This is a genomic window from Bacteroides acidifaciens, assembly GCF_903181435.1.
Lineage (GTDB): Bacteria > Bacteroidota > Bacteroidia > Bacteroidales > Bacteroidaceae > Bacteroides.
Genome location: NZ_CAEUHO010000001.1, coordinates 1,311,225 through 1,330,076, shown reverse-complemented (window position 1 = coordinate 1,330,076; position 18,852 = coordinate 1,311,225). Strand labels below are relative to the sequence as shown.

The 18,852-nt window shown below is 45.8% G+C and carries 12 protein-coding genes and 6 tRNA genes; 5 read left to right on the top strand and 13 right to left on the bottom strand.

The genetic code is table 11. The features are described 5' to 3' along the window. Window positions 1-64: 64 nt before the first annotated feature. Together CLIN57ABFB40_RS05400 and CLIN57ABFB40_RS05395 are read left to right on the top strand one after the other, a co-directional pair. Window positions 65-1,525 (top strand): potassium/proton antiporter, encoded by a 1,461-nt coding sequence (locus tag CLIN57ABFB40_RS05400; RefSeq protein WP_175629215.1) that lies wholly within the window; start codon window positions 65-67, stop codon window positions 1,523-1,525. Between the two features lie 260 nt (window positions 1,526-1,785). Continuing rightward, window positions 1,786-3,450 carry a long-chain fatty acid--CoA ligase gene (locus CLIN57ABFB40_RS05395; RefSeq protein WP_175629214.1) on the top strand — a complete coding sequence of 555 codons (1,665 nt, stop codon included), beginning with the start codon at window positions 1,786-1,788 and terminating at the stop codon, window positions 3,448-3,450. A 194-nt stretch (window positions 3,451-3,644) separates the two neighbouring features. Here the strand turns inward: CLIN57ABFB40_RS05395 and CLIN57ABFB40_RS05390 are convergent, their stop codons facing one another. Beyond that, on the bottom strand, window positions 3,645-5,654 hold the full coding sequence (locus tag CLIN57ABFB40_RS05390; RefSeq protein WP_175629213.1) for a glycoside hydrolase family 97 protein: 2,010 nt from the start codon (window positions 5,652-5,654) through the stop codon (window positions 3,645-3,647). A 117-nt stretch (window positions 5,655-5,771) separates the two neighbouring features. On the opposite strand from CLIN57ABFB40_RS05390, the gene CLIN57ABFB40_RS05385 reads away from it, so the two are divergent. Beyond that, entirely contained in the window at window positions 5,772-6,446 is a 675-nt protein-coding gene (locus CLIN57ABFB40_RS05385) for a response regulator transcription factor (protein WP_175629212.1), read from the top strand. Window positions 6,447-6,469: 23 nt separating this feature from the next. Further along, the gene (locus tag CLIN57ABFB40_RS05380; RefSeq protein ID WP_175629211.1) at window positions 6,470-7,801 is read left to right on the top strand and encodes a sensor histidine kinase; all 1,332 of its coding nucleotides are present in this window, start codon (window positions 6,470-6,472) and stop codon (window positions 7,799-7,801) included. 95 nt (window positions 7,802-7,896) lie between these two features. On the opposite strand, the gene CLIN57ABFB40_RS05375 is transcribed toward CLIN57ABFB40_RS05380, so the two are convergent. From CLIN57ABFB40_RS05375 to nspC, 12 genes are all read right to left on the bottom strand, one after another. After that, entirely contained in the window at window positions 7,897-11,022 is a 3,126-nt protein-coding gene (locus CLIN57ABFB40_RS05375) for an efflux RND transporter permease subunit (protein ID WP_175629210.1), read from the bottom strand. A 14-nt stretch (window positions 11,023-11,036) separates the two neighbouring features. Then, window positions 11,037-12,131, bottom strand: a complete 1,095-nt coding sequence (locus CLIN57ABFB40_RS05370; RefSeq protein WP_175629209.1) for an efflux RND transporter periplasmic adaptor subunit — start codon at window positions 12,129-12,131, stop codon at window positions 11,037-11,039. 22 nt (window positions 12,132-12,153) lie between these two features. Continuing rightward, complete coding sequence (locus CLIN57ABFB40_RS05365; RefSeq protein WP_175629208.1) at window positions 12,154-13,419, bottom strand: TolC family protein; 1,266 nt, start codon at window positions 13,417-13,419, stop codon at window positions 12,154-12,156. A gap of 215 nt (window positions 13,420-13,634) precedes the next feature. Beyond that, entirely contained in the window at window positions 13,635-14,807 is a 1,173-nt protein-coding gene (gene nagA / locus CLIN57ABFB40_RS05360; RefSeq protein ID WP_175629207.1) for an N-acetylglucosamine-6-phosphate deacetylase, read from the bottom strand. Window positions 14,808-14,827: 20 nt separating this feature from the next. Then, a complete protein-coding gene (gene nagA / locus CLIN57ABFB40_RS05355) occupies window positions 14,828-15,994 on the bottom strand; it encodes an N-acetylglucosamine-6-phosphate deacetylase (protein ID WP_175629206.1) in 1,167 nt (388 codons plus the stop codon). A gap of 192 nt (window positions 15,995-16,186) precedes the next feature. Next, window positions 16,187-16,262: transfer RNA gene (locus CLIN57ABFB40_RS05350), tRNA-Gly, on the bottom strand. A 34-nt stretch (window positions 16,263-16,296) separates the two neighbouring features. Continuing rightward, window positions 16,297-16,381: transfer RNA gene (locus CLIN57ABFB40_RS05345), tRNA-Leu, on the bottom strand. A gap of 32 nt (window positions 16,382-16,413) precedes the next feature. Beyond that, window positions 16,414-16,486: transfer RNA gene (locus CLIN57ABFB40_RS05340), tRNA-Gly, on the bottom strand. A gap of 20 nt (window positions 16,487-16,506) precedes the next feature. Then, window positions 16,507-16,590, bottom strand: a tRNA-Leu gene (locus tag CLIN57ABFB40_RS05335). A gap of 23 nt (window positions 16,591-16,613) precedes the next feature. Next, window positions 16,614-16,695: transfer RNA gene (locus tag CLIN57ABFB40_RS05330), tRNA-Leu, on the bottom strand. A 34-nt stretch (window positions 16,696-16,729) separates the two neighbouring features. Beyond that, window positions 16,730-16,802: transfer RNA gene (locus CLIN57ABFB40_RS05325), tRNA-Gly, on the bottom strand. Window positions 16,803-16,920: 118 nt separating this feature from the next. Further along, the gene (gene nspC, locus CLIN57ABFB40_RS05320) at window positions 16,921-18,060 is read right to left on the bottom strand and encodes a carboxynorspermidine decarboxylase (protein WP_175629205.1); all 1,140 of its coding nucleotides are present in this window, start codon (window positions 18,058-18,060) and stop codon (window positions 16,921-16,923) included. Window positions 18,061-18,236: 176 nt separating this feature from the next. Here nspC and CLIN57ABFB40_RS05315 point away from each other — a divergent pair, with 176 nt between their 5' ends. Next, entirely contained in the window at window positions 18,237-18,794 is a 558-nt protein-coding gene (locus CLIN57ABFB40_RS05315; RefSeq protein WP_175629204.1) for an NAD(P)H-dependent oxidoreductase, read from the top strand. The last annotated feature ends 58 nt before the right edge of the window (window positions 18,795-18,852 follow it).

The window sequence follows — 18,852 nt, the reverse complement described above, 5'->3', positions numbered from 1 at the left end:
ATAATGTGTAACTTCGCACAGTGAAAACCAATACGACAATTTTATAACTTTATAATATATTCCTATGATATTTACAGCAGAAAACACTTTACTTATCGGTTCTATCTTACTTTTCGTCAGCATAGTCGTTGGAAAGACCGGATACCGCTTTGGAGTACCCACCTTATTACTATTCCTTGTAGTGGGAATGATATTCGGAAGCGACGGTTTAGGACTCCAGTTCCATAACGCCAAAGAGGCTCAATTCATCGGTATGGTCGCTTTAAGCATCATCCTGTTTTCGGGTGGTATGGACACGAAATTCAGAGAGATAAAACCCATTCTGGGACCCGGTATCGTGCTTTCCACTGTCGGAGTTTTGCTTACAGCTCTTTTCACCGGACTCTTTATCTGGTGGTTGTCCGGCATGAGTTGGACGAACATTTATTTACCTATCACCACTTCCCTGCTATTGGCTGCTACCATGTCGTCTACGGATTCGGCTTCGGTATTCGCCATTCTCCGTTCGCAGAAGATGAACTTAAAGCACAATCTCCGCCCCATGCTGGAGTTGGAAAGTGGAAGTAACGACCCGATGGCGTATATGCTTACCATTGTCCTGATACAGTTTATCCAGTCGGCAGGTATGGGAGTCGGTGCTATCGTAGCGTCTTTTCTCATCCAGTTTATTGTAGGTGCCGCCGCCGGATACATACTCGGCAAACTGGCTATCCTAATGTTGAACAAACTCAATATTGACAACCAGGCATTATATCCTATTTTATTATTGGCTTTCGTCTTCTTTACCTTCTCCATCACCGACTTGCTGAAAGGCAACGGATACCTGGCTGTATATATCGCCGGTATGATGGTAGGAAACAACAAAATCATGCATCGCAAGGAAATCTATACATTCATGGACGGACTGACCTGGCTGTTCCAAATCATTATGTTCCTCTGTCTCGGATTGCTTGTCAATCCGCACGAAATGCTGGAAGTGGCAGTCGTAGCCTTACTTATCGGTGTATTCATGATTGTTATCGGTCGCCCGTTAAGTGTGTTCCTCTGCTTGCTCCCCTTCCGGAAAATCACGATGAAGTCACGTTTTTTCGTGTCGTGGGTAGGATTACGCGGAGCGGTTCCTATCATCTTTGCCACCTATCCGGTGGTTGCGGGAGTAGAAGGCTCGAATATCATCTTTAATATAGTGTTCTTCATTACGATTGTTTCACTGGTCATACAGGGTACGACCATTTCTTTCGTGGCACGTTTATTACATCTCTCCGAACCTTTGGAGAAGACAGGCAACGACTTCGGCGTCGAACTGCCGGAAGAAATTGGTTCCGACCTTAGTGATATGACGGTCACTCGTGAAATGTTGGAAGAGGCTGATACATTAAAGGATATGAATCTTCCCAAAGGCACACTGGTAATGATTGTGAAACGTGGAGATGAGTTCCTGATTCCCAACGGAACACTGAAGTTGCATGAAGGGGACAAACTCCTGCTTATCTCCGAAAAATCCAAGAATGAAGAAACAGAATAGGCATACTCTCTGAAAAGATTTGCCGGAACTCTTTATATAACTTAATATTTAGGCACGGATTACGTGAACGATACCCCCTTAACGCTTCAGCCGTATCAATGAATGAGTTAGAAGGAAGAAACCAAAAAAGCCCGTCTATCAATGGAAAATATTGTTCAGACAACCTCCGTTAATTAACCGTAAAACTTAAATTTAAAATTCGGGTTACAGTTATGAAATATTAAATTTGCGCAGTTTTAAACTAAATGTGCAAGAATCGAATGGAACAAGAATATCAGTTCATTGATTATATTGAGCAAAGCATCATCAAAAACTGGGATAGAGATGCCTTAACTGACTATAAAGGAATCACCCTTCAATATAAAGACGTAGCGCGTAAAATCGCCAAATTTCACATCGTCCTGGAAAGCGCAGGAATCCAGCCTGGAGATAAGATAGCAGTCTGCGGACGAAACAGTGCCCATTGGGCGGTTACTTTTCTGGCAACTATTACCTATGGAGCTGTCATTGTGCCTATCCTGCACGAATTCAAAGCGGACAACATTCATAATATCGTCAACCATTCCGAAGCTAAATTACTTTTTGTAGGCGACCAGGCATGGGAAAACCTGAACGAGGATGCCATGCCCTTACTGGAAGGCATCGCTCTATTGACCGACTTCTCCGCCCTGGTATCACGCAATGAAAAGCTCACCTATGCTTTCGAACACCGGAACGCCATTTACGGCCAGCGGTATCCCAAGAATTTCCGACCGGAACATATCTGTTACCGGAAAGACAAACCGGAAGAACTGGCTATCATCAATTACACTTCGGGCACTACGGGCTATTCAAAAGGAGTCATGCTCCCCTACCGTAGTATCTGGTCGAACGTGACTTATTGTTTCGAAATGCTTCCCGTCAAACCGGGAGACAATATCGTTTCCATGCTTCCCATGGGACATGTGTTCGGTATGGTGTACGACTTCCTGTACGGATTCTCGGCAGGTGCACATATCTACTTCCTGACACGTATGCCGTCTCCGAAAATTATTGCCCAATCGTTCGCAGAGATTAAGCCGAGAGTTATCTCTTGTGTACCCTTGATTGTAGAGAAGATTATCAAGAAGGATATCCTGCCCAAAGTAGACAGCAAGATTGGCAAGCTGTTGCTTAAAGTACCTATCGTCAATGATAAGATTAAGTCTTTGGCACGCCAGGCGGCTATGGAAATCTTCGGCGGAAACTTTGACGAAATCATTGTCGGCGGTGCTCCTTTCAACGCCGAGGTGGAAGCTTTCCTCAAAAAGATTGGATTCCCCTATACCATCGCATACGGTATGACCGAATGCGGTCCGATTATCTGCTCCAGCCGTTGGGAGACGCTGAAACTCGCTTCCTGCGGAAAGGCAACGACACGCATGGAAGTAAAGATTGATTCGCCGAATCCCCAAACACATGCCGGAGAAATCATTTGCAGAGGAATGAATATGATGCTGGGATACTATAAAAATCCTGAAGCTACCTCACAAATCATTGATGTACACGGCTGGTTGCATACAGGCGACCTCGGCACAATGGACGAAGAAGGATATATAACCGTCCGTGGCCGCAGCAAGAACCTGCTCCTTACTTCGAGCGGACAAAATATCTACCCCGAAGAGATTGAAAGCAAGCTGAACAACCTGCCGTACATATCGGAATCAGTCATCGTCTTGCAGCAGGAGAAACTGGTGGCTCTCATCTACCCGGACTTTGACGATGCTTTCGCCCATGGATTGCAACAGGAAGACATTCAGAAGGTGATGGAACAGAACCGTATCGAACTGAACCAGCAACTTCCCAACTACTCGCAGATAAGCAAAATAAAAATCCATTTCGAAGAATTTGAAAAGACTGCGAAAAAGTCTATCAAACGCTTTATGTATCAGGAAGCGAAAGGATAATGCAGTGATATCATAAACCATAAGATTAAGTTAAAAACCAAAACGGTGAACAGCCACAAGTGCTGTCCACCGTTTTTCCTAACCTCTTAACCAACTTTATTTATATCTGTTTATCTTCCAAACAATCTTCTTACCTCAAAACTAAACCTATCTCCATTATTATTGACCTAATCTAATATTCTATTTGTTCCGAATCAAAGCGGCATGAATGAAACAGCCTGTCCACCGCCGGCAGCCATCCGTACCGTCAATACATTTTCAGAAGTCACCGTTTGCTCCGTTATCTGATAATCCGTAGGATTCGTTTTCCAATCCGCCTTTTCCCCGTCGGCATAGATGGTGGCTTTGTACTGCTTGCCCGGTTCCAGGAAATCCAGTCTTATTTCCAGTGTGCGCGGCTTCTCATCGGTAGCTGCTCCCAGGAAATAGTTGCCTTTTGCTTTACGCACAACTACTACGAATTCTCCCGGTTCACCCGCCAATGCTTTCGACTCGTCACAATCCGGGTCAAAGTCACGGAAGAACTGAAAAGCAGGATGCCCTTCATAATGTTCAATCATATCAGAAGCCATTTGCAGGGGAGAATACAGAATCACCCAGTTGGCTATCTGTTTTGCCAAAGTGGTATTCACACGGCTGTTTCCCTTATCCTGGTCATTCCATTTCTGACGGCGGGGAGAATCTTTGGTCTGCAAGAACAGGATATCAAAAGTGCCCGGCGTATAATCCATCGGACCTGACAACAGGCGGGTAAAAGGAAGCATCACATGATGAGACGGTGGGTTGCCCTCACTCCATGCGTTCCATTCCATCCCCCGGGCGCCTTCACGAGTCATCATATTGGGCCATGTACGACGGATACCGGTATCCTTAATCGGTTCGTGCGCATCCAGTGTCATTTTGTGACGGGCAGCCGTTTCCACCACTTTCTGATAGTGGTTGACTCCATACTGTCCATGGTGTGAAAGTCCGTTCGGGAAAGCTCCCGCATAACCGGTTTTCAGTATAGAAATACCGTGGTCGGTGTACCATTGCATGGCATTATCCATCTGACTCTCATAATTCGGAATATTTCCGCCTGTCTCATGATGCCCGATGATTTCAATGCCTTTCTCCTTGGCATAACGGACTATCTCGTCAATATCAAAATCAGCATAGGGTTTTGTAAAATCGAAGTTCTGCATACCGCCCCAGCTCTCCCAACCTTCGTTCCAACCTTCGAACAGAACGCCTTCGATGTTGTTGGCGGCTGCGAAGTCGATATATTTCTTAGCGTTGGCAGTGGTGGCACCGTGGCGTTCGTCCATCTTCCAAGTTTCTACGCCGAGATGCATTCCCCACCATACACCGACATATTTCAACGGACGAATCCAGTCGGTAGTCTCCAGTACGCAAGGCTCGTTCAGATTCAGAATCAGTGAAGAGTTGATTAGCCCCACAGCTTCGGAAGCAATCTGAATGGTACGCCAGGAAGTAGTAAACTGGTTCCCTTTGCGCACCTTGATGCCGTCAGGCCATGGAGCAAGTTCCGCTTTCAATGTATAATTTCCCATCTGCTTCAAAGTCATTTCGGAGAAATCATACAAAGCTGCTTCATGAATACTGCCATACACGCCGTCTGCCGTTTTGAAAGTAAAAGGAGTATTTGCTGTTTCTACCTCGGAAACAGGTTGCTGCTTATAAAGCAACTCATAGGTTTCCGCACTGGCGGGAATCGACCAGGAAGTGCCATCCTGACGGAAACGGAAAGTAGTCAGTTCATCGGTTATCATCAACGAATCTGTTGTGGGGACGCTATATTCATAGCGGAATCCCACTCCATCATCGAATACACGGAAACGAAGGGTCAGTTCCACCCGGCTTCCGTTAGTCAGGTTAACTGCCATTTCATTATAATGGTTCCGATTTGTCTTATTCTCTCCCCAAGGCTGTGTCCAAGTCTCGTCCTTGCTGTCAAAAGTCGTACTTTTTATTTGGAAACCGTCTGCCAGGGATACTCCGTTGGCTTCCGTGAAGCCCATCGCTGAATTTTCAATGAATAATGAGTCACCTACTGAAACGTTATAGAGTGGTCTGCCGCTTTCGTCTACTGTAAAGGACATTTTAATATGACCGTCCGGTGATTTGACCTCTGTTTTCGGACTGCTACACGCATAACAACCCAGCATACACAGAAAAGCTCCGACTAAATGATTTATTTTCATAGCATATCTATTGTTTATAGATAATACAATTCAGAAATAAGAAACACTTAAATGTCAGGCGGATTTCTTTCGCCAAATGCAAAGAAAAAGTATCTTTGCACGAAACAGTGTACGATTATGGCAAAGATACTATTGGTTGAAGATGAAATAAATATCGCCTCCTTTATTGAACGGGGGCTGAAAGAGTTCGGACATACGGTAAGCGTCTGTCACGATGGCAACACCGGTTGGAAAATCCTTCAGGAAGAGCCTTTCGACCTTTTAATACTGGACATCATTATGCCGAAGATAAACGGGCTGGAACTCTGCCATCTCTACCGTCAGATGTTCGGCTATCAGACTCCCGTCATTATGCTGACAGCCCTGGGCACAACGGAAGACATTGTCAAAGGACTGGATGCGGGAGCGGACGATTACCTTGTCAAGCCTTTCAGCTTTCAGGAACTGGAAGCACGTATCAAGGCACTGCTGCGACGCGGCAAAGAGATTACTGCCAACCAACTGGTTTGTGGCGACCTGATATTGGATTGTAATACCCGCAAAGCCAAAAGAGGTGATATAGACATCGAACTTACCGTCAAGGAATACCGCCTGCTCGAATATTTCATGACTCATCAAGGAGTGGCTCTCTCACGCATCACCCTGCTCAAAGATGTGTGGGACAAGAACTTCGATACGAATACCAATATCGTGGATGTCTACGTAAACTATCTCCGGGTAAAGATAGACCGTGATTTCGATAAGAAGCTGATTCATACGGTAGTAGGATTGGGATATATCATGAATACTTAAACGAGTCACCCATCGGCAGAAATATGAAAGTAGGTTCTAAAATAGCTCTTTTCTATACATTAGTCAGCGTGCTGACCACTGTTATCATTATTGCTGTATTCTATATTTTCAGCACACAGTATATTAACCGGCTCTATACTTCCTATCTTTGCGAAAAAGCCTACCTGACCGCGCAGAAACATTGGGAGAAAGACGAAGTGGACGAACAGAGCTACCAGCTTATCCAACGCAAATATGACGAGCTGTTGCCCGAAGCCCATGAAATTCTCCTGAACATGGACAGCCTCTCCGAAGTACGCGACACGCTGAACAAGTATCTCACCCGGCAGCAACAGACATCTCTTCTAGCCGGTAAAGAAAGTACTCCCGTCTCTTTCAAATACAAAGACCAGTTGGGGGCAGCCCTCTATTATCCCGACAACGAAGGAAACTTCATCGTTCTTGTCATGTCCCGCAATGCTTACGGAGCAGAGATTCAAGAACATCTGCTGCTGCTTTCCATATTCCTGGTGTTGTTCAGTTCCGTACTGATATATTTTATAGGCAAGGTATATTCGGGGCGTATCCTGGTTCCCCTGCAACATATATTGAGAGAACTGAAAAAGATACGTGCCAACAGCCTCAACCGGCGGTTGAAAAAAACAGGCAACAATGACGAACTGGAAGAAATCATTGTCACTCTGAACAGTATGCTCGACCGGCTGGACAGCGCTTTTAAAGCGGAAAAATCCTTTGTGAGCCATGCGTCACATGAGTTGAACAACCCGATAACCGCCATTCAGGGAGAGTGTGAAATCAGTTTGCTCAAAGAAAGAAGTACCGGAGAATATGTGGAAGCCCTGCAACGGATTTCATCGGAAAGCAAACGGCTTTCCAATCTGATACGCCATCTTCTTTTCCTTTCCCGACAGGACGAGGAACTGCTGAAAAATAATATGGAAGAAATCCCTCTGCAGGATATACTGACTGACTTGGCAGAAGACTGTGACAGAATCCGGCTTCATATCCGGGAATCCGGTGCACAAGCCACCGCAAAAGCCAATCCCTATCTGCTGAAAATAGCGTTGAAGAATATCATAGATAATGCCTGCAAGTATTCAGAAAAAGAAGTGAATATTACCCTTTCCCGTACCAACCAGCAAACCATAGTTGAAATAGAAGACCGGGGAATCGGGATTCCACAGGAAGAAATAGAGCATATCTTCCAGTCCTTCTACCGGGGCAGCAACACGCACGACTATACAGGACAAGGAATCGGACTTAGCCTGACAATGAAGATTATATCCGCCTACAACGGCAAACTGGAGATATCTTCCGAAATAGAAAAAGGGACAAAAGTACGGGTGATTTTTTAATTTCACCCTCTTTTATCCCTTTCTCACTTCTACCTACTGAAAACATACAATTTAATCTATGAGAGTTTTTTTCATAGAATAGATAATGAAATTATTTATATACGTCTTTGCAATAACTTACCGTTTTTATCGTACAACATCCGTTCATAGACCACCTCTACAATGAGAGGAAAAATAAACAATGCAAAAAAAGTGGCTCCTATCAATCCGCCGATAATGACAATCGCGAGCGGACGTTGTGATTCCGAACCAATACCATGGCTCATGGCTGCGGGCATCAAACCGATGGCTGCCATCGCCGCCGTCATTATCACAGGACGGATACGCGAACGCACTCCCTCTTTGGTGGCTTCCTGCAACGGGAAGCCCAGTTTCAGATTCGCTTTAATATCGGATATCATAATCACCCCGTTCTGGATACAGATACCAAACAAGGCTATGAAGCCGATACCCGCCGAAATGGAGAAGTTGAACCGTGTGAGCAGAAGAGCTACAATCCCACCGACAGCCGCAAACGGTACATTCAGCAACACCAGTCCGGCATCTCTCGCATTAGAGAAGAGGATAAACAGAATGATAAAGATAATGGCGATACTGACAGGCACTACATGCGCCAGCCGCTTCGTGGCCCGTTGCTGGTTTTCAAAATCACCCGTCCATTTCAAGGAATATCCTGCAGGCAGATGTACGGATGTGTCCACCTTTTTCTGAGCCTCGGCAACTGCCGTACCCATATCCCGCCCTCTCACCGAGAACTTCACCGCGCAGAAGCGTGCATGGTTATCACGGAAAATCAATAACGGCCCTGTAATGGTCGTTATATCCGCCAGTTCCTTGACAGGCACCATCGTCCCGTCCATTGCCGGAACCAGTATCTTGCCTATCTCTTCTTCATTCTGCCGGAACTGTTCGCTATATCTCACCATGATGTTGAATTTCCGTTCATCTTCATAGAGCAGTGAAGCTGATTTGCCGCCGATAGCCATCTCGATAATCGACTGCACATCTTCCTTGGCTACCCCGTAGCGTGCCAACTGCCGTTCATTCAATTCGATACGAAGTTCCGGCTGACCGATATTCCGAATCACTCCCAAATCCTCAATTCCCTGCACCGTAGCAAGAATCTTCTCAATCTGAACCGCATACTTTTCCGACTCGTACAAGTCTTTACCGAAGACCTTCACAGCAATAGAACCTTTCACACCGGAAGCAGCCTCTTCCACATTATCCGTAATCGGCTGGGAAAAGTTAAAGTCAATGCCGGGATAAATAGATAAATCGTCCTGCATCTTGTCAATCAACTGCAACTTGGTCAGCTTGCTATCCCACTCCTTTTCGGGATAGATGTCGACATGAAATTCTATATTATAGAATCCGGTAGCATCCGTGCCGTCATTCGGTCGCCCGGTCTGCGACAATACTTGCCGCACTTCGGGGAATGTCAGCAGCTTACTCCTCATTTTATTGGCAAGTGCCACCGATTCATCCAATGAAATACTTTGCGGTAAAGTGGCGCGGATATAGATAGAGCCTTCGTTCAACTGCGGAAGGAATTCCGTCCCCAGGAAAGAGAAAAGCCACAAGCCGATGCCCGCTACCACCGTAGCCAGTCCGATAGCCAGCTTTCTGTGCGCATAGAATGTATCAAAAAGAGCCGAACATCTTGTATTGATAAAATGGACAAAACGATTGTTTTTCTCACGAACATTTTTCTTCAGCAACATGGAAGACATGACCGGCACTAACGTAAGCGTAAAAATAAGGGCTCCCAACAGAGCAAAGCCCAGCGTGTACGCCAATGGCGAGAACATCTTTCCTTCCACTTTCTGAAAAGAGAAGATAGGAATCAGGGCTGTAATGATAATCAGTTTGGAGAAAAATACCGCTTTCGCCTTGTCCTTTGCCGTATGACGGATTAATCCCATTTTCGACATCACGTTGAAAGCAGGCATTCCCACCTGTCTGGCTTTCTTGTCCAAGGCGACAAATACTCCCTCCACCATCACCACAGCCCCGTCAATAATGATACCGAAGTCGATGGCTCCCATAGAAAGCAGATTGGCGGACATCCCCATTGCACGTAAACAGATGAATGCGAATAATAAAGCCAATGGGATGACAACAGCAACAATCACAGTGGTCCGCCAATCTGCCATGAAAATTAAAACAATAAAGGTCACCAATAATATTCCTTCAATCAAATTATGCGTCACCGTCTTTACAGCCAGGTCGACCAAATCCTCACGGTCATAGAACGGGACTATTTCCACATCCTTCGGAAGCACATTCTGATTCAATTCTTCTATCTTGTCTTTCAAACCGGCGATAACCTCGCCCGGGTTCTCCCCTTTCCGCATCACTACGATGCCTTGAACGACATCATCCTCATCCATCCGTCCCACCTGTCCGAGACGGGGCAGGCATGATTCGTGCACATCGGCAAGATTCTTTACCAAAATCGGGGTGCCGTTGATGTTCTTCACCACAATATTCCGCAGTTCATCCAAGTCGTTAATCAAACCGATGCCGCGGACCACATAGGCTTGCGAGCTTTTGGTAATCACGTCTCCCCCTACGTTGATATTGCTCTTGGCTATCGCGTCATAAAGTTCGAGAGAAGTTATGCCGTAATTAATCAACTGGTGAGGATTCACGCTCACCTCGAAAGTTTTCACCTCGCCGCCGAAACTCACAATATCCGCCACACCGGACACCGAACGGAGATTACGCTCAATCACCCAATCCTGAATGGTTTTCAAGTCCCGTACGCTGCGTTTGTCACTGCGCAACGTATAGCGGAAAATCTCACCCGTGGGGCCATACAAAGGTTGCACTTCCGGTGTCACTCCATCCGGCAAATCGGCATCGTTAAGCAAATTATATACTTGCTGGCGGGCTGTAAAATCATCTACCCGGTCTTCGAACATAACATTAATGACTGAAAGCCCGAAAAGCGTAGTCGAACGGATATCCGTTTTCTTTTGAACCGGATTCATGGCTATTTCAATAGGAATCGTGATGAACTTCTCCACTTCTTCCGCGCTGCGTCCCGCCCACTGCGTGATAATCGTCACTTTCGTATTTGTCACATCCGGGAAAGCATCTATCGGAGTGTGCTTGAAAGAGACAACCCCGGCTATAACGGCAATCGCCGTACAGAAGAAAATAAAGAATTTATTCTTCAACGAGAAAGCCACTATATTGTCTATGAATTTATGCATACTATTCTTCGTTTTTAATCTGCATTCAATGCATTATACACCAGCAATACATTATTATTCAACACCCTGTCTCCTTCGGAAAGCCCGAAACGGATATAACATTCCTTGCCCAACTGCTTGTAGACGTCTACTTCCTTCACTTGCAGGCGCTGGTCCGGTTCCACTACGACTACATAGTTCTTGCCTCCTTCAAATGCCAGTGCATGAGAATCTATGCGGGGCATGGAAGTCCCGTCCGCCCGGCATTTCACGCTTACGTTCGCAAACATTCCCGGCTTCAACAGATAATCTTCATTCTTGAGTTTGATACGTACACTCATCGTTTTACTTTCATTATTCAGCAGATGGTATACCTTGTCAATCGTTCCGGCAAACGTCTTATCGGGATATGCCAATGCGGAAATACGTACCGAAGCTCCTTCGGAAACTTTGCTGATATCGCTCTCATACACATCTGCCATCACCCATACATCGGAAAGTCCGGAAATCGTAAACAGCTCTTCGCTTTGGTCAGGGCGCAACTGCATATCCCTGCTGATTTGCTTCTCAACGATAAAGCCCGATACGGGCGACTTCAACTGATAATAGGCATTTCCCGAGAAGTTATAGATAGAGAAAATTTCCTTTATCCTTCTTTCTTCCGCTTCGGCACTTGCCAACTCCTGTTTTGCCTGGAGCACGTCTTTGTCGGAAGACATTCCGGACGAATACATATCCTGTGCGGCATGCATATTTCTGCGGGCTAACAGCAATTGCTGTTCCGCGTCTTTCAGTTGCTTTTCATATTCCGCCACTTCCCCGCTACGGATGACTGCAAGCACTTCTCCCTTACGCACAAAATCTCCAATCTCGGCCTTCAATTCCGTCACCGTGCCGCCAAACAGAGGATATACATGTGCCACTTGATTTTCGTTGAAAGCTACCCGTCCGTTCAATGTCAGTTCATCTATCACTTCCTGAACGTGAACCGTATCGACGGATACGACTTTCAGCAAACTGTCCGTCAGGCATAAGGCAGCAGGTTCGACATTCGGTTGTTCTCCTTTGCCGGAGCATGCTCCCAACAAGGTGGTGAGCAATATGCAAGGAAGGTATTTATTCCAGTTCATAGTCTTTGATAATTTATAAATATTAGTAGTTCAATATATTTTGCCCGATAGTTGTATTCAGGTTTTCGATGGCGAGAAACACATCTTTCTTTATCTCATGCAGTTGAATACAAGTTGCTTTATAACTGTCGTAGTAATCGATAAACTCAAGCAGACTGATATTGCGTTTGCTGAAGTTCTCGTTTACCCCTGTTATCAGTTTCTCGAAGTTGCGTTCCAAATCCATATTGGTAGATTGATAAAGTTGTAAGGCCTTCTCCAATGAGGTATAGGCGGTATAAAGTTCCATATCCGCACGGTTGGCGGCATCTTCCTGCTGCACTCCCGCCTGCTCGATGCTGAACCGGGCAGCCTTTATATTTCCCTGGTTACGGTTGAAAATAGGTACGGACAGGCTTACTCCCACTGCAAAATAATTATTGATATAGTTTCCGGCACGGTCGTAATTACCTTTCACCGAAAACTCTGGGAAAGCCATCGACTTCTGCAACTTCAGGTTGGCGCGGGAAGCACTTACCGTACTCCGGGCGATTTTCAAATCCGGACGTTCATTTATCATTGCTTTCAAATCGGCAAACGACAGCCGGGATAAATCAAGTTGTTTCAGTACTTCCTCATCCAATGACAATGGAATCCGGGCATCTGCCGGAAGATTGAGCAGCATATTAAACTCCCCTCTGAGAGACAACAGCTCGCTCTCCCGTTCATTCTTCTCTTTCTTCAAAGAAAAGAGCATAGACTCCAGGCGGGACATTTCCATCAATGAAACATTCCCTTTCTCCTGCTGTAACTTCATTCCGGCAAGCAACGCTTGCAGGGAATTTACTTCTTGCTCATAGATAGAAAGAGATTTGGAAAGGAAATAAACCTGTACAAACTTCTCATTCAGTTCCCGGCGAAGCGTCCGCAGCACTTCTTCAAACTGGTATCCGGCTATCTCCTTATTGATTTTCTCCAGTTTCACCTGTTTGTTACGTTGTCCGGCAAGACGAATCACCTGTTCAATCTCTACAACCGTTTCGCCCTCGTTGCCAAAATCGAAATACTTTCCGTTGAGCCGGTTATAGACATTCTGTTCCAATGATATCACCGGATTCTCAAACAATCGGGCTTGCAGCACCCGGGCTTGTGCCATGTCGATGTTATAGCGTTCGGCTATCAATGACAAGTTACGTTCCAGGAAGCGTTGTTCCGCATCCTTCAATGTCAACGTGCCCGGAATCTGCCGGGCACATACCACCCCTCTCGTCAACAGAAGAAGGAAGAAAATTAGAAATACTCTGTTCATTGCGTTTAATCTTTGTTACCTTATCGTAGTTTTCGCGACAAAATTACAAATCCGCAACCGGAGAGAGGGGAAAAAGCCATTATAAGGCTCTCATTTCAGATTAGAATTTGATTAGAAAAGGCTGTCTGCACCATTCATATATCATAAAAAAATAAGCCCCGATTCCAAATCTACATTCAGAATCAGGGCTATCTTTTTTCGTATTATTTCAACCGTTATTTGTGCAACAGGATATCAGTTCCCGGGACAATCTTTCCCATCGACCACACACAACGCACATTCAATTCCTTGTCAAGAATCACAATATCGGCATCTTTTCCTTTAGCCAGCGCCCCTTTCCGGTCGCTTACACCAATCAAACGGGCAGGAGTCTCGGAAGCCATACGCACAGCATCTTCCAAAGGTATATTCGCTTTCTTAACCATCGTACACACCAGTATATCCATAGTAGCCAAGCTGCCCGCCAACGCAGAATGGTCTGCCATCTTGCACACTCCGCCTTCAATAATATAATGAGGGTCAACCGGTACAGTCCCGTCAGAAGCGGCATAGGCCAGGGCATCCGTCACGAGACAGGTATTTTCCACCCCTTTCAGCTTATACACCAATTTCAATATGGTAGCCGGCAAATGAATACCGTCTGCAATCACTTCCACCGTCATTCCGTCCGTCAGATATACGCTTTCCACCGTACCCTCATACTTGTATTCACGACGTTTGTGAAAACCCGGCATTGCATTATAGAAATGCGCCGCATGAGTAAATCCTACTGCGTATGCAGCCTTAATCTCATCATATTCGGCTTCTGTATGCGTCACGGCCGTCATGATTCCTTTTGAACGGGTGTACTTCGCAAAATCATGCGCACCGGGCAATTCAGGGCTGATGTCCCAACGCTTGATGCAAGAGGTATGCTCCAATAAAGGAATATATTCATTCTCATCCGGTGTTTTGAGGAAACCGTCATACTGCGTACCTGCCATCTTCGGATTCAGGTAAGGCCCTTCGATGTGCAAGCCGAGAATCGGAGAATCTTTCTCCTGCATCATACTCTCGCAAACATCGACTGCCTGATAAAGCCTTTCGAAAGAAGTAGACGATAAAGTAGGAAACATGGTAGTGGCGCCATGCTTCAAATGAGCGGTGGTTGCCGTACGGAAAGCCTCTTCCGTCGCTTCGGTAAAGTCGTGCCCGCCACCACCGTGTGCGTGCATGCTTACAAATCCCGGCACGATTGTCATCCCGCGGGCATCAATCACCGTTGCGCCGATAACCGCCAGGTCGCTGTTGGTCACCTCTAATATTTTTCCATCACAAACCAATACGGAACCATCCTTCAGCCAACCTTGCGGGGTAAGTATTCTTCCGTTAATTATCTGAGTTAACATAGTCTTCCTTTTTATTAGATTTAAAACAGTTTGTTGGTGCCTTCCACCAATTGTCCCATTGCCCATACAGCCCTTACATTCAAGTCTCTGTCCAAAGCAATGATATCGGCATCCTTACCACGTTCGAGCGTACCTTTGCGTTCCAGCACTCCCATGATGCGGGCAGGCGTTTCGGAAATCATCCTTATCACATCTGCCAAAGGAATCTCCGCTTTCTGCACCATCGTACGAATGAGGCGGTCCATTGTCGCCACACTTCCCGCCAAAGCGGAACGGTCTGCCAGTTTACAAACGCCATCCTCTATAATCACACGCGGGTCGAAAGCCGTCTGACTGTCACTCGCCGCACAAGCCAACGCATCCGTTATCAAACAGGTACGCTCCACTCCTTTTATTTTATAGACAAGACGCAGAATCGTCGGAGGCACATGGATACCGTCCGCCACAACTTCCACCGTCATATCGTCAATCAGATAAATACTTTCTACCGTACCTTCATATTTATACTCTTTCCGCTTATGAAATCCCGGCATAGCGTTGTAGAAATGGGTAGCATGGGTATATCCTGCCTCATAAGCGGTCTGTATATCCTCAAATTCCGCTTGTGTATGTCCTACTGAAGCTAATACGCCTTTCGCCGTGATATACTTGCCGAACTGCATGGCTCCCGGAAGCTCTGGCGCAGCGTCCCAACGCTTGATACAATGCGTTTCTTCGAGCAACGGGATATATTCTTCAGGGTCGGGATTCTTGATATTTTCAGGAATCTGCCCGCCTGCCATTTCCATATTGAAATAATGTCCTTCCAGATGAAGTCCGAGTACCGGGCTATCGGGTTCCGCCATCATTTTCTCGGTAGTCTCCGCAGCCGCACGAATCATAGGAATGGTTGAAGAAGAAAGAGTGGGGAAAATACTGGTAGTACCGTGTTGCATATGAGCTTTGACAGCTGTCCGGAAAGCCTCTTCCGTACCTTCCATAAAATCTCTTCCGCCACCGCCATGAGCATGTATTTCTACTCCGCCGGGAACAATGTACATTCCTTTGGCATCAATCAGTTTGGCTCCGATAATGGCAAGGTCACAGTTAGTTACTTCCAGAATTTTATTGTCGCGGATAAGTACCGACCCATCCTTGAGCCAGCCTTGCGGGGTCAGGATGCGTGCATTAATGATTTGTGTTAACATATCATTTGTTATTAAATTAATTATAGGTCTGTGTAAATCAATGACGCTCTTTTTTGGGGGGAGTACATTGATTTTTTCAGTTGCAAAATTACGCTTTTCTATTCAATCTATTGATAAAATCGTCCGGCAAACTTCCGATATAATACAAAAAAGAGGTTGCCAATCTTATCGACTGACAACCTCGTATCTATGTGGAGCGGAAAACGAGACTCGAACTCGCGACCCTAACCTTGGCAAGGTTATGCTCTACCAACTGAGCTATTTCCGCAAACTAAATTTCGTCATTCAGAAAACTGAAAGATTGGTGCCCAGAACAGGACTCGAACCTGCATGCCTCTCGACACACGCACCTGAAACGTGCGCGTCTACCAATTCCGCCACCTGGGCAAAACTTAGTTCCATCATTTCAAAGAAACAAGAGCGGAAAACGAGACTCGAACTCGCGACCCTAACCTTGGCAAGGTTATGCTCTACCAACTGAGCTATTTCCGCAAATAAACTTCAATGAACTGTGAAGAGAAGGAGACTCGAACTCCCACGACATAACTGTCACTACCCCCTCAAAGTAGCGCGTCTACCAATTCCGCCACCTCTCCATTATTCTAAAAGCTAATCTCTGTGCCCAGAACAGGACTCGAACCTGCATGCCTCTCGACACACGCACCTGAAACGTGCGCGTCTACCAATTCCGCCACCTGGGCAAAGATTATTGTTCCAGCATTTCAAAGAAACATGAGCGGAAAACGAGACTCGAACTCGCGACCCTAACCTTGGCAAGGTTATGCTCTACCAACTGAGCTATTTCCGCATTTTTTCGTTTGCGGTTGCAAAGGTAGGGATTTTCCGTAAACCTGCAAACATTCTGCACACTTTTTTTTAAGAAATCCGCACACTTTGCCCCCGCCGCAAAACAATCTTTTTGATTATCAACTCATTCGGTCACGATAATCCTCATAAGAAAATTGCTTGTAAATTTCAGCCTTCCCCTCTTTTGTCCATAAAGCGATGGCAGGATGATGAATTCCGTTAAACATATTTGTCTTTACCATCGTATAGTGAATCATGTCTTCGAACACTATCCGCTCACCGATTTGCAACTCATGGTCGAAACTCCACAATCCCATATAGTCACCGCTCAGACAGGAATTTCCTCCAAGACGGTAAATGTATTTTCCTTCATTCCCCATTTCCGCACCCCGAACGGCAGGCTGATAAGGCATCTCCAGGCAATCAGGCATATGGCAGGTGAAGCTGACATTCAGGATGGCAGTCTTGATTCCACGGCTCTCCACAATATCCACTACCTCGGAAGTCAGGACACCCGTCTGCCAGGTAAAAGCCGAACCGGGTTCCAGGATAATCTGCAAATGCGGATAGCGTGCTCTCAATCCTTGTAGCAGTTTTATCAGATGCTCCGTATCATAATCTTTGCGGGTCATCAGATGCCCGCCGCCAAGATTCAACCATTTAATCTGCGGGAACCAACGGGCAAACTTCTCTTCCAGATGTTCCAATGTACGTTCCAACTCAAAGGAAGAAGATTCGCAATGGCAATGGCAATGAAAACCCTCAATCCCTTGCGGCAGTGTCTCCGGCAACAAATCAGCCGTTATCCCGAAGCGGGTACCGGGCGCACACGGATTATAAAGTTCCGTTTCCACCTCCGAATATTCGGGATTCACACGGATACCACAAGAAATTCCGCTTCCTTCGGCTACCGTCATCGGATAGAAGCGTTCGAACTGCGCCATTGAGTTGAATGTGATATGGCTGCTGCAACGCATGATTTCCGGAAAATCCTGTTCTGTATAGGCAGGAGAATAGGTATGCGCCTTACTGCCGAATTCTTCCAATGCCAGGCGGGCTTCATATACCGAACTGGCCGTTGAATGATTGATATATTCGCGGAATATAGGAAAAGAGCGCCACATGGCAAACGACTTGAAAGCCAGGATAATCTCCACTCCCGCCCTGTCGGCTACGCTTTTTATCAAACTCAGGTTCTTTCTTAAAAGTTCTTCTTCCATAATGTAGCAGGGAGAAGGAAACCGGGTAAAATCTATCATATCTACTATTATTATCTAAAGTAACGTTTTACGAACATGGATGCAAAAATACAAATTCAAAAGTAAAGAGGGATTGTTTTATTTTTAATTAAGATATTGCTTTTCGAGAACTTTTTCTTATTTTTAGACCTTTATATTATATAAGTAGTTGTATCATCCTAAATACCTGATTGAATATGAATAAAGATTTAAGAAAAGTCGTGATTCTGCTGGCTCACCCAAACATCAAAGAATCACAGGCAAACAAAGCATTAATCGATGCTGTCAGTGACATTGAAGGAGTGGCGGTTTTCAACCTTTACGAACTGTCCGAGGAAATCGCTTTCAATGTGGACGAATGGAGCAAAATCATCTCCGACGCTTCGGCTGTCATCTACCAGTTTCCTTTCTATTGGATGGCTGCCCCGTCATTACTAAAAAAATGGCAGGACGAAGTGTTCACTTACTTGTCCAAGACTCCGGCTGTCGCAGGCAAGCCATTGATGGTGGTAACAACTACCGGCTCCGAATATGACGCTTACCGTAGTGGCGGGCGAAACCGCTTCACAACCGACGAACTTCTACGCCCGTATCAGGGCAGCGCGATTCATTCGGGTATGGCATGGCAGACACCCATTGTCGTTTACGGAATGGGAACCGCAGATGCGGGAAAGAATATTGCCGAAGGAGCGAATCTGTACAAACAACGGGTGGAAATGCTTATCAATAGCAGTAATGCTGGGAACAATTGGTAAGATAATGAAAAGCGTAGCTTTAGACCGGATAAAGCTACGCTTTAGCATCCTTAAAGCA

Excerpts from the sequence above, each read along its gene's own strand:
- CLIN57ABFB40_RS05370 (WP_175629209.1), bottom strand. The coding sequence starts at position 12,131 with ATGAACTGGAATAAATACCTTCCTTGCATATTGCTCACCACCTTGTTG.
- CLIN57ABFB40_RS05390 (WP_175629213.1), bottom strand. The coding sequence starts at position 5,654 with ATGAAAATAAATCATTTAGTCGGAGCTTTTCTGTGTATGCTGGGTTGT.
- CLIN57ABFB40_RS05375 (WP_175629210.1), bottom strand. The coding sequence starts at position 11,022 with ATGCATAAATTCATAGACAATATAGTGGCTTTCTCGTTGAAGAATAAA.
- CLIN57ABFB40_RS05400 (WP_175629215.1), top strand. The coding sequence starts at position 65 with ATGATATTTACAGCAGAAAACACTTTACTTATCGGTTCTATCTTACTT.
- CLIN57ABFB40_RS05365 (WP_175629208.1), bottom strand. The coding sequence starts at position 13,419 with ATGAACAGAGTATTTCTAATTTTCTTCCTTCTTCTGTTGACGAGAGGG.
- CLIN57ABFB40_RS05380 (WP_175629211.1), top strand. The coding sequence starts at position 6,470 with ATGAAAGTAGGTTCTAAAATAGCTCTTTTCTATACATTAGTCAGCGTG.
- CLIN57ABFB40_RS05395 (WP_175629214.1), top strand. The coding sequence starts at position 1,786 with ATGGAACAAGAATATCAGTTCATTGATTATATTGAGCAAAGCATCATC.
- nspC (WP_175629205.1), bottom strand. The coding sequence starts at position 18,060 with ATGATAGATTTTACCCGGTTTCCTTCTCCCTGCTACATTATGGAAGAA.
- nagA (WP_175629206.1), bottom strand. The coding sequence starts at position 15,994 with ATGTTAACACAAATCATTAATGCACGCATCCTGACCCCGCAAGGCTGG.
- CLIN57ABFB40_RS05385 (WP_175629212.1), top strand. The coding sequence starts at position 5,772 with ATGGCAAAGATACTATTGGTTGAAGATGAAATAAATATCGCCTCCTTT.
- CLIN57ABFB40_RS05315 (WP_175629204.1), top strand. The coding sequence starts at position 18,237 with ATGAATAAAGATTTAAGAAAAGTCGTGATTCTGCTGGCTCACCCAAAC.
- nagA (WP_175629207.1), bottom strand. The coding sequence starts at position 14,807 with ATGTTAACTCAGATAATTAACGGAAGAATACTTACCCCGCAAGGTTGG.